10 protein-coding genes are annotated in these 11,952 nt (G+C 34.4%); 7 read left to right on the top strand and 3 right to left on the bottom strand.

Annotated elements, in window-relative coordinates:
• The first annotated feature begins 1 nt into the window (after window position 1).
• The 7 genes from P2W75_RS11090 to P2W75_RS11060 all read left to right on the top strand — a co-directional run bounded on the left by P2W75_RS11090 (window position 2) and on the right by P2W75_RS11060 (window position 10,334).
• On the top strand, window positions 2–1,480 hold the full coding sequence (locus P2W75_RS11090; RefSeq protein ID WP_276380535.1) for a RagB/SusD family nutrient uptake outer membrane protein: 1,479 nt from the start codon (window positions 2–4) through the stop codon (window positions 1,478–1,480).
• Between the two features lie 71 nt (window positions 1,481–1,551).
• A complete protein-coding gene (locus P2W75_RS11085; RefSeq protein WP_276380534.1) occupies window positions 1,552–2,928 on the top strand; it encodes a glucoamylase family protein in 1,377 nt (458 codons plus the stop codon).
• A gap of 98 nt (window positions 2,929–3,026) precedes the next feature.
• Window positions 3,027–3,650 carry a prolyl oligopeptidase family serine peptidase gene (locus P2W75_RS11080; protein ID WP_276380533.1) on the top strand — a complete coding sequence of 208 codons (624 nt, stop codon included), beginning with the start codon at window positions 3,027–3,029 and terminating at the stop codon, window positions 3,648–3,650.
• Between the two features lie 10 nt (window positions 3,651–3,660).
• Window positions 3,661–5,961: a beta-glucosidase BglX gene (gene bglX, locus P2W75_RS11075; protein ID WP_276380532.1), complete on the top strand. Its 2,301-nt coding sequence runs from the start codon at window positions 3,661–3,663 to the stop codon at window positions 5,959–5,961.
• A 91-nt stretch (window positions 5,962–6,052) separates the two neighbouring features.
• Complete coding sequence (locus tag P2W75_RS11070) at window positions 6,053–6,826, top strand: glycerophosphodiester phosphodiesterase family protein (protein ID WP_276380531.1); 774 nt, start codon at window positions 6,053–6,055, stop codon at window positions 6,824–6,826.
• A 28-nt stretch (window positions 6,827–6,854) separates the two neighbouring features.
• Window positions 6,855–8,774, top strand: a complete 1,920-nt coding sequence (locus P2W75_RS11065) for a discoidin domain-containing protein (RefSeq protein WP_276380530.1) — start codon at window positions 6,855–6,857, stop codon at window positions 8,772–8,774.
• Between the two features lie 168 nt (window positions 8,775–8,942).
• Window positions 8,943–10,334, top strand: a complete 1,392-nt coding sequence (locus tag P2W75_RS11060; RefSeq protein ID WP_276380529.1) for a M20/M25/M40 family metallo-hydrolase — start codon at window positions 8,943–8,945, stop codon at window positions 10,332–10,334.
• 57 nt (window positions 10,335–10,391) lie between these two features.
• Here P2W75_RS11060 and P2W75_RS11055 read toward each other — a convergent pair whose 3' ends face one another.
• The 3 genes from P2W75_RS11055 to P2W75_RS11045 form a co-directional block, all read right to left on the bottom strand.
• Window positions 10,392–10,694, bottom strand: a complete 303-nt coding sequence (locus P2W75_RS11055) for a hypothetical protein (protein ID WP_276380528.1) — start codon at window positions 10,692–10,694, stop codon at window positions 10,392–10,394.
• A gap of 5 nt (window positions 10,695–10,699) precedes the next feature.
• Window positions 10,700–11,152, bottom strand: coding sequence for a hypothetical protein (locus P2W75_RS11050; protein WP_276380527.1), 453 nt, complete (start codon window positions 11,150–11,152; stop codon window positions 10,700–10,702).
• Window positions 11,153–11,256: 104 nt separating this feature from the next.
• Complete coding sequence (locus tag P2W75_RS11045) at window positions 11,257–11,952, bottom strand: hypothetical protein (protein WP_276380526.1); 696 nt, start codon at window positions 11,950–11,952, stop codon at window positions 11,257–11,259.

Below are 11,952 nucleotides of genomic sequence, written 5' to 3'. Positions count from 1 at the left end.
CATGAAACGATTATATATATCACTTTTTATACTTTCTGGTTTGTTTGTATCTGGATGTTCAGATGAATTTTTAGATGTAGATCAAACACAAAATATTCCTGCCGATCCTGCTTTAGTAGATAGTGATGCAGGTGCAACCTCAATGGTTGATGCGGTTTATAATATATTTTTATCTTGGGACATGTCTTCTTTTGCTTGGAACGGGGTTACCAGTATTATGACTGATGATGCCGATAAAGGTTCTGATCCTGGAGATACAGGTACTGATAAAGATGTTCTAGATGCTTTAACTTTTAATTCTTCAACACCATCTTTCAGTAGTATTTGGAATTATAATTATGCAGGAATTAACAGAGCTAATCAGGCATTAGCTATGTTTCCAAAACTTACGCAAGTATCTCCTGCTTTAAAAACTAGATTAGAAGGAGAAGCGAAGTTTTTAAGAGCTTTTATGTACTTTACTTTAGTTAAAGGATATGGTGGAGTTCCAATTGTAGACCATTTACCAATACCTGGAAATGATGATGATAGAATCATGCAGTTAACTCGTAAAACTCCAGCTGAAGTGTATGCTTTTATTGAACAAGATTTAAATGATGCTATACAAGCATTGCCATTAAAATCTTCATATAGTGGAACAGACGTTTCACGTGCATCTAAAGGAGCAGCTTATGCTTTATTGGCTAAGGTTAATTTATATCAAAAAAATTGGCAAAAAGTAATTGACAATTGTGATAAAGTAACAGGTTATTCTTTAGTTTCAGACTATTCTTTACAATATAAAAAAGAAGGAGAATTTGGTGCAGAATCAATTTTTGAAATTAATGGAATTGGAGGAACTTCTTCTCCAGGATTCGGAATCGGAAACTATACTGTATCTCAAGCGCCTAGAGGTGCTGGAGGATGGGGATGGGGTTTCAATACACCATCTCAAGGGCTTGCTAATGCTTATGAAGCAGGAGATGTAAGAAGAGCAGCAACGATTATTTTTAGAGGATCAGTTTTATACGATGGTAGAGAAGTAGCATCTACAGTTTCTAACCCAATGTATAATTATAAAGCGTATTCATCAGCATTTTATAACCAAGAATTTACAGATGTAAATCTTAGATATTTAAGATATGCTGAGGTAATTTTAATGAAAGCTGAGGCTTTAAATGAATTAGGACAAACTTCAGAAGCAATTCCTTTAATTAATCAGATTAGACACAGAGCTGGTCTAGGTGACACTCCAGCTACAGGTCAGTCAGATGTTAGAAAAGCAATTTACAAAGAAAGAAGATTAGAATTTGCTTTTGAGCATGATAGATGGTTCGATCTTGTAAGAACTGGACAAGCGGAAGCTGCGATGAAAGCAGATGTAAGCCCAGCTTTCCCTAATGGAAAAACATTTATAGTTGGTAAACACGAGTTGTATCCAATTCCTGCTACAGTTGTTCAGCAATCAGGAGGAGTAACAGTTCAAAACCCTGGTTACTAATTAAATCTTTAAAATCACTTCCTTCGATAGTTTGAAGGAAGTGATTATTTATTCAATATTAAATTTTTATAATGATTAGAATTTCAGTTTTATTTTTAGCTTTTACTTTTTTTAGTTGTGGATCAAATGTAGATAAGTCGAAAGGAAATGAAGAAGAAAATACTTCTGGCGTTGTTGCATTAACAGATGAGCAGCTTTTAGATGCCGTTCAAAAACAAACATTTAAATATTTCTGGGATTATGCAGAACCAAATTCGGGTTTAGCTAGAGAACGTTATCATCCAGATGGAAACTATCCTGAAAATGATTCTAATATCGTAACAACTGGTGGCTCAGGATTTGGATTAATGGCACTTGTTTCAGGAATGTCGCAAGGGTATATTACAAAAGAACAAGGAGTAGAAAGGCTTAACAAAATTGCAGACTTTTTAGGTAAAGCAGACCGTTTTCATGGAGCATGGTCACACTGGATTGATGGAAATACAGGAAAAGTAAAACCTTTTGGAACCAAAGATAATGGAGGAGACTTAGTTGAAACCTCGTTTTTGGTTGCAGGAATGATTACTGTTCGTGAATATCTTAAAGATGGTTCTGAAAAAGAAAAAGCAGTTGCTCAAAAATTTGATGCACTTTGGAAAGGAGTCGAATGGCAATGGTATACCAATCAAAAAAATGTTTTATATTGGCACTGGTCTCCGAGTTATGCTTGGGAGATGAATTTTCCACTACAAGGATATAACGAATGCCTTATCACATATATAATGGCAGCGTCTTCGCCAACTCACAGTATTGAGGCAAAAGCGTATCATGAAGGATGGGCGAGAAGCGGAGGCATAGTTTCTTCAAAAACAAAATATAATATCCCTCTTATTTTAAAGCACAATGGTGCAGAAGAATTTGGAGGTCCGTTATTCTGGGCACATTATTCTTATGTAGGTTTAGATCCAAATCAATTGAGTGATCAGTATGCAAACTACTGGGATTTAAACGTAAATCAAACCAAAATAAATTATCAGTTTTGTGTTGAAAATCCGAATAAAAATGCAGGTTACGGACCAGATTATTGGGGATTAACAGCATCTTATTCTAGAAACCCTGATGGCTCTATCGGATACAATGCGCACATGCCAAGCAATGATCAAGGTGTGATTTCGCCAACAGCAGCAATCAGTTCAATTGTGTATACGCCAAAAGAATCAATGGCTTTAATTCGCAATTTATATGACAATCATAAGCAGGAAACTTGGGGAGATGCAGGTTTTTACGATGCTTTAAGTTTAGGAAATAAATGGGTAGCAAAACGTTACTTAGCTATTGATCAAGGCCCAGAAGTGGTAATGATTGAAAACTACAGAACAGGATTGTTGTGGAAATTATTTATGAACGCACCAGAAGTAAAACAAGGTTTAACAAAACTTGGATTTAAGTCTGGTAAATACGGGATTTAACAATCAGCATGAAATACAAATTAGTTTTTTTACTCTTTTTATTTTCAATGCTTTGCTTTAGTCAAAGTGAAACAATAGGCAAGATCAATACGGTAGTTATGGCTAAGTATGAGCTTGGTTATGCATTGCATCGTCCTGCAAATACAAAGGAGAAAAAACCACTGATTGTTTTTATTTCTGGAGATGGAGAAAAAGGAACTGATATTGAAAAGGTCAAAATTCACGGTCCTTTAAAATATTTAAAAATGCATCAATTAGATGCTTATGTTTTGGCTCCGCAGTGCAAAGAAGATGAAAATTGGGATATAGAATCTATTTATCAGCTGATAGTAAAAATTCAGAAAGAAAATAAAATTGATTCAGAAAGAATATATGTTACTGGTTTGAGCTCAGGAGGCTGGGCTTCATGGAATTTGGCTTTTGCACATCCTGATCTATTTGCCGCAAACGTACCTGTCGCTGGTTTTGTAGATTTAATTCAGTTAGAAAAAGCTTGTGAAATAGCCAATATTCCAACCAGAATTTTTCACGGATTACAAGATAATGTAGTCAATGTGAATTACGCAATTACAATTTATAACGAATTGAAAAAATGCAATGCAAAAGATGTGAAGCTGACTATTTTTGATGATGCAGATCATGACAGCTGGACAAGAGTCTATGACAATCCAGAGATTTACAGCTGGATGTTTCAGCAGAAGAAAACAAATACAAACAAATAAATAAAATAGAATGAAAAACAAATTAGTCTTACTTTTTTTAGGATGTGCTGTTTTGGGTTATGCCCAAAAGAAGACAACTAAAAATACAGTCAAAATTAAACCAAAGTCTGAATTTGTGGCGGAGTTAATGTCAAAAATGACTTTAGACGAGAAATTGGGTCAATTAAACCTGCCAACATCTGGTGATATTACCACAGGGCAGGCGAATAGCTCAAATGTGGCAAAAAATATTGCTGAAGGAAAAGTGGGCGGTTTGTTCAACATTAAATCAGTTCAGAAAATCAAAGAAGTACAGAAAATTGCGGTTGAAAAAAGCCGTTTAAAAATTCCGTTACTTTTTGGAATGGACGTAATTCACGGTTACGAAACAACATTCCCAATTCCACTAGGATTGTCTTGTACTTGGGACATGGGCTTAATCGAAAGAAGTGCGCAGATTGCTGCTAAAGAAGCAAGTGCAGACGGAATCAACTGGACATTCTCTCCAATGGTTGATATTTCTCGTGATCCACGATGGGGAAGAGTTTCTGAAGGTTCAGGAGAAGATCCGTACTTAGGAAGCCAGATTGCAAAAGCAATGGTAAACGGTTACCAGCAGCACGATCTTTCTAAAAATAATTCAATTTTAGCCTGTGTGAAACACTTCGCATTATACGGAGCTCCAGAAGCGGGACGTGATTACAACACAGTTGATATGAGTCACATCAGAATGTTTAACGATTATTTTCCTCCTTACAAAGCAGCTGTTGATGCTGGTGTAGGATCTGTAATGGCTTCTTTTAACGAAGTTGATGGAATCCCTGCAACTGGAAACAAATGGCTAATGACAGATGTTTTAAGAAAACAATGGGGTTTCAAAGGATTTGTGGTAACAGACTTTACAGGTATTCCTGAAATGATTGAGCATGGAATGGGAGACTTGCAGCAAGTTTCGGCTCTAGCGATGAATGCAGGAGTTGAAATGGATATGGTTGGAGAAGGTTTTTTAGGAACTTTGAAAAAATCTTTAGATGAAGGAAAAGTGAAAATCGAAACAATCGACAATGCTGTTAGATTGATTTTAGAAGCAAAATACGATTTAGGATTATTCCAAGATCCATACAAATATTGTGACGAAAAAAGAGCTAAAACTGAAATTTTCACAATTGATAGCCGTAAAGAGGCACGTGAAATTGCAGCACAGTCTTTAGTACTATTAAAAAACCAAAATCAGCTTTTACCACTTAAAAAATCAGGAACAATTGGTCTAATCGGACCATTGGCTGATGCTAAAGAAAACATGCCAGGAACTTGGAGTGTGGCTACCAGAATGGAAAATGCTGTTTCATTATTAAGAGGTATTAAAGAAGTTGCAGGAGCAGGAACTAAAGTTTTGTATGCTAAAGGAAGCAATTTAGATTACGATGAAACTTTTGAAACGAATGCAACAATGTTTGGAAAAACATTACATCGTGATGCTCGTTCAAAAGAAGATTTATTAGCAGAAGCTTTAAAAGTAGCAGAGCAGTCAGATGTTATCGTTGCTGCTTTAGGAGAATCTGCAGAAATGAGTGGAGAATCAAGCAGCCGTACAAACTTAAGTATTCCTCAAGCACAAAAAGATTTACTAAACGCTTTATTAAAAACTGGAAAACCAGTTGTCTTAGTTTTATTTGACGGACGTCCATTGGTAATTACGGATGAAGAAAAAACAGTTCCTGCAATTTTAAACGTTTGGTTTGCTGGTACAGAAGCAGGTTATGCTATTGCTGATGTTTTATTTGGAGATGTAAATCCTTCAGGAAAATTAACTTCGACTTTCCCTAGAAGTGTTGGTCAATTGCCAATTTACTACGCACACAAAAATACCGGAAGACCGCTTTCTAACACAGAAGGGAAATTCGAAAAATTCAGATCAAACTACATAGACGAAAGAAACGAGCCTTTATTCCCATTCGGATTTGGTTTAAGTTACACCACTTTTGATTATTCAAACCTCAAAATTTCTTCTGATAAAATGAACCCATCAGGAAAATTGAAAGTGACTGTTGATGTAACAAATACTGGAAATTTTGACGGAAAAGAAACAGTTCAATTATATATTAGAGATGTTGTAGGTTCTGTAACAAGACCAGTTAGAGAACTAAAAGGTTTCCAAAAAATAACACTTAAAAAAGGTGAAAAACAAACAGTAAGTTTTGATATTACTGTTGAAGATTTAAAATTTTATAACTCTGATTTACAATTCGTAGCAGAGCCTGGGCAGTTCGATATCTTCGTAGGAGGAAATTCAAACGCCGATAAGAAAGTTAGTTTTGAGTTAACTAAATAGTTGGTTTATTGATTAGTTAAAGGCCCTTCATATGGAGGGCTTTTTTTTAAACAGATGAACCTTTTTTGTAATTTTTTAACTACAGATTTTTATGAATACTTTTAAAATATTATGTGCCGTATGTCTTATTGCTTTTTCATCTTGTAAGGCACAAAAAAATGCAATTGTAGCACATCGCGGCGCATGGAAAAAGAATAACCTTCCTGAAAATTCAATTGCATCATTGCGACATGCGATTGATTTAAAACTACCAGGTTCAGAATTTGATGTCTGGAGAACGGCAGATGATTCGCTTGTCATTAATCACGATGCACATTATAACAAATTGCTAATTGAAGAAACGAATTATGCAGATTTAATAAAGTTTAAACTTTCTAATGGAGAAAAACTTCCAACACTGTATGAGTATATTTCGGAAGGAATGCGAAATAATAAACACACACTTTTAGTCTGCGAAATTAAACCTTCAGAAATCAGTAAAGAAAGAGGACAAAAAACGGGTGTAGCAGCAGTCGAAACCATTACAAAATTAAAAGCCAATAAAAATACCTGCTACATCAGTTTTGATTATGATATTCTAAAGAAAATTAGAGAGATTGACCCCAAAACATCTTTACAATATTTAGAAGGAAATAAATCTCCAAAAGAAGTAAAGGCAGATAAAATTAATGGCGTGGATTTTCATTATTCCGTTTTTCAAAAGCATCCAGAATGGATAAAAGAAGCAAAGGATAATAAAATTCTTTTGAACGCTTGGACAGTTAATGATGCTGCAGTTATGGATTGGCTTATCGCTCAGAAATTCAATTACATTACCACAAACGAACCTGAACTTTTAAGTGAAAGATTAAAAGCAAAAAAATAAACTTTCAGACTTTACAAACATTCTTACCATGAAAAAAATATATAAGCAATTTACACCTTTACTATTGTTTTCGATGCTTTTCGGAAGCAGTATTTTAGCACAAAGTTCTAGTAAAACAGAATGGTTTGATCCTAGCAGACCAGCCACAACGTATTGTAATCCAATTAATATTGGGTACAATTACACTACATTTAATCATAACAGAATTCCTGAATCCCGTCGTTCTAGCGCCGATCCTGTAATTATTACTTATAAAGGCGAATACTATCTGTTTGCAACGAATCAGGCTGGTTTCTTTTGGAGTAAAGACATGTCAGATTGGAATTTCGTTTACGGAAGTTTTCAGAGAGAACCGGGCGATGACGATCAATGCGCTCCAGCGGCTTGGGTAGTAAATGATACTTTATTTTATGTGGGTTCCACTTGGAAAAGAGATCATCCAATCTGGAAAACAGCCGATCCAAAATCAGGAAGATGGACTCGCCACGTAGACAAAGCAATGCTGCCAACATGGGATCCAGCAATCTTTCAAGATGATGACAAAAAAGTCTATATGTACTACGGTTCAAGTGGAAAATTACCATTAGTTGGAGTAGAAGTTGATTACAAAACTTGGCTTCCAAAAGGAAATCAAGCTGATTATGCGACTTTGTACAAAGCAACAGAAGTAGAAGATATTCAAAAACCTTACGGACAAATTAAAGAAGTGGCAATTCTTGATCCTTCTGCTCACGGTTGGGAGCGTTTTGGTCCAAACAATGATATGGAGCCTGCACCGTGGGGAAATTTCATTGAAGGAGCTTGGATGACCAAACACAACGGAAAATATTATATGCAATATGGAGCGCCAGCAACCGAATTTAAAGGCTATGCAAATGGTGTTCATGTCGGCGATAATCCGTTAGGGCCATTTATCTATCAAAAACACAATCCGATGTCGTATAAACCAGGTGGATTTGTAATTGGTGCTGGACATGGAAATACGTTTGCAGATAATTATGGCAATTACTGGAATACAGGAACTTGTAAAATTTCTATAAAAGACCGTTTTGAGCGTCGTATTGATATGTTTCCTGCAGGATTTGACAAAGATGATGTAATGTATTCTATTACAGCTTACGGAGATTTTCCAATTGTATTGCCAACAGCTCAGCGCGACCAGACAAAAGGGGCTTCTTCTGGATGGATGCTGCTTTCGTATAAAAAACCAGTAACCGTTTCTTCTTCGGAAGAATGTATGGAGGTGGAAACCCACAGAATGGATCACGGAGGAAAAAAAGTGTATGAGAAATTCTGTTACGGGCCAGAAAATCTAACAGATGAGAACATTCAAACGTATTGGTCGGCAAAAACTAGCAATCCTGGTGAATGGCTTCAAATGGATTTAGGAAGACAAATGGAAATCAATGCGCTTCAAATCAACTATGCCGATCATAAAGCTACACAGTATAATAAAGCAATGGATATTTATTATCAATATCAAATTTTCATGTCTGATGATGCCCAAAACTGGACTTTGGTAGTTGATAAATCTAAAAATGATAAAGATGCGCCACATGATTATGTAGAGCTTTCAAAATCAATAAAAGCACGTTACATTAAAATGGTAAATCTTCATAACGCATCTGGATTATTTGCAGTATCTGATTTTAGAGTTTTTGGTAATGGATTGGCCGCGAAACCAAAAGCCGTTACAGCATTTAAAGTTGACCGAAATAAAGCAGATTCACGCAATGCCATGATTTCTTGGAAAAAGCAAGACGATGCTGTTGGATACAATATTTACTACGGAATTTCACCAGATAAATTATACAATAGCATCATGGTTTACGGAGACAGTAGTTATGATTTTAGAGGTCTTGATAAAGGAACGAAATATTACTTTACTATTGAGCCTTTTAATGAAAACGGAATCGGTACAAAAAATAAGATTATAGAAATAAAGTAAATTTTATTTATTGAATTTTTAAAAGCCCTTATTGCAAATTGAAGGATTTGTAATAAGGGCTTTTTTTATGAAAAGCCTGTGGAAAAACTCTGACAGTTCTTTATATTTTTTGTTTCTTTGTGAAATAAGCCGGTAAAACGGAACATAACCCAAAATGTTATAAAAACTATGAAAAAAACGATTCTTTTAACTGCTTTAGTTTTAAACGGATTGACATTGTTTGCGCAGTCAAATGATGAAAAAAACATCAAATTATTTTATAAAAAAGCTTTAACCGAAGCTAAATGTTATTCTTGGCTTGAATATTTATCAAATGATATTGGAAGCCGTTTATCTGGATCAAAAGGTGCTGCAGAAGCAGTTGAGTACACTAAGAGACAATTAGAAAGCCTAGGTTTAGATAAAGTATATTTACAAGAAGTAATGGTGCCTCATTGGGTTCGCGGGGAAAAAGAAACAGCCTACATTCTTGACGGAAAAGTAAAAACAACTGTGCCAATTTGTGCATTAGGAGGTTCTGTTGCAACACCAAAAACAGGACTTACAGCAGAAATAATCGAAGTGCAGGGAATAAAAGAATTAAATGAACTTGGAGCAGATAAAGTAAAAGGAAAAATTGTGTTTTATAACAGACCAATGAATCCTGAAAACATCGAAACTTTTACATCTTACGGAGCGTGTGTTGATCAAAGATATGCTGGTGCAAAAGAAGCGGCTAAATTAGGAGCTGTAGGAACAATTGTTCGTTCAATGAATTTACGTTTAGATGATTTTCCTCATACAGGAGCGCAAAGCTACGGCGATCTTCCAAAAGAGCAATATATCCCAACAGCAGCAATCAGTACCAACGGAGCTGAATTATTAAGTAAATCTTTAAAAGTAAATCCTGCTTTGAAATTTTATTTTAAACAATCTTGCGAAACGCTTCCTGATGCATTGTCATATAACGTAGTAGGAGAGTTAACAGGAACTGTAACACCACAAAACATTATGGTAGTGGGTGGTCACTTAGATTCTTGGGATTTAGCTGATGGTTCTCACGATGATGGAGCAGGAGTGGTGCAGAGTATGGAAGTAATCCGTATTTTGAAAAACTTAAATTACAAGCCTAAAAATACAATTCGTGTAGTGTTATTTATGAATGAAGAAAACGGAGGAAAAGGTGGTGCGAAGTATGAAGAAATCTCAAAACAAAATAAAGAAAACCACATTTTTGCTTTAGAAAGCGATTCTGGCGGATTTTCTCCAAGAGGATTTTCAATTGAAGCTGATGATGTTAATTTGAAAAAAATCCAAGGATATAAAGATCTTTTTGAACCTTATTTAGTACACAGTTTTACAATTGGACACGCAGGTTCAGATATTAGTCATTTAACGTCTCAAGCGATTGTAAAAGCGGGCTTAAAACCAGATTCTCAACGTTATTTCGATTATCACCATGCAGCAAATGATAAATTTGATGCTATCAATAAAAGAGAGCTGGAATTAGGAGCAGCAACCATGACAACCTTGATGTATTTGCTAGATCAAAACGGGATTACGCTTCCAGCAGCAAACTAAAATCCTGAATAAAAGATATTTAAAAAAGCCGCGAAGTTTATTCGCGGTTTTTTTTATTTAAAATTTCATTACAACCAAATAATACAAAAAGATGATAGGTATATTCGAAAGAACCATCAAAATCTTGAAACCAATATCTTTTCGATAATTTGGAAGATGTATAAATCTTTCGGTTAAATGGAAAAGCATAATTAAATTGACAATAATAGCCGACAATGCAAACGGCCAAGCAATAATCAAAACAATCGAATTTTCGTTTGAAATACTATAAAGCATAAACAGAATCGTACTGATTACGAATGTTCCTAAAGCTAATTCAAGAGATTGTTTTTCTTGAAATGGTTTATGAATTGTTTTCATGATTTTTAAATTTTAAAAGTTTGCTGAATAGTTTGAACAGGTATAAAAAGCATTTTTGAAAAATCGAGATAATGAAACGGAAGCGCCTTTTTTCCTCTTTTATACTGCTGAATGAAATAATGCATCCTCTTCGGATAAAAAATAGTTCCAGAGGCAATCACCAAAAACAAATACAAGCTTTTCTTTCCATTTCCTAAGAGATAATATTGCATTCCGATTTCTTCATAAACCGAAATTCCGGTATTCGTTAAAACATGAATGATATCGTGATCTTCTAGTTTTTCCTGAATCTCAAAATGATTTCTATAGAGAAAATTTCCAAGACCAAAACCCAGACTTCCTTCCGGATAATGTAATAAAGAAGCTTGGTCGATATCCCAAGGTTCATTTTTCTTGAAATATTTTTGATAGGGTTTTTTAGAACATTCATACAATTTCTCAATTAGAAAATCTCTCATAAAATAATTTTTAAAAAGTTCTTTGAATTTCAAAGTTAAAAACTGAATAAAAAGCCAGAATTGTAAAAGACCAGCTTTATATAAATTATTGTTTAATATTTATGTTATATAAGCTCTAAATATTCTTTTATAGAACTCGTCAATTCATTTTGATTAATTTCTTTATAATTAATATCGAAAAATGGATAATGCAGTGTTAGCAATGTATTGTTTTCCATATCAATATTAAAAGTAGTATCATTTTTGAATGAAACACCTGTACCATTAATTTTTTCTTTCCAAATATCCAAAGTTTCATTATCTCCTAGAACATTCATAACTGCATGCAGTATAGTATGTGTAAGTTTAATAAGCCTGTTTAATATTCTGCCGTCTTTAGGAAGATCCATAGCAGCAATGCTCATTGGCATGTTGTATTTTTCGAGTATTTGATCTCCAAAATCCTTAAATGTTCTCAATACTTCCAGTTTGCCAGAAGTCTCATATACATTTGATACAACTGTTCCTAGTGAAAAAATATCTACAATATCATGTGCACCTGAAATTACAATTGATTCTATTGCGTGTATTGGAATATATAAAATATTATCATCGAAAATCCATTTCTCTGTGTATAAACCAAATAAAGCAATATTCTCTTTGTTGTATTTTGTAATACTTATATTTAGAATTTTAACATTATAACTCCTTCCCGAAACGGTAACAATTTGTAAAAATGTATCCGGCGATTTCTCTAATATATATTCAAGAAGATTAAATTTATCCGCGGCTGAAAATTGCTGCATTTTATTGTAATCCAT

Source organism: Flavobacterium sp. H4147, assembly GCF_029360735.1.
GTDB lineage: Bacteria > Bacteroidota > Bacteroidia > Flavobacteriales > Flavobacteriaceae > Flavobacterium > Flavobacterium endoglycinae.
The sequence above is the reverse complement of the archived record's forward strand: the minus strand, read 5'-3'. Positions and strand labels throughout refer to the sequence as shown.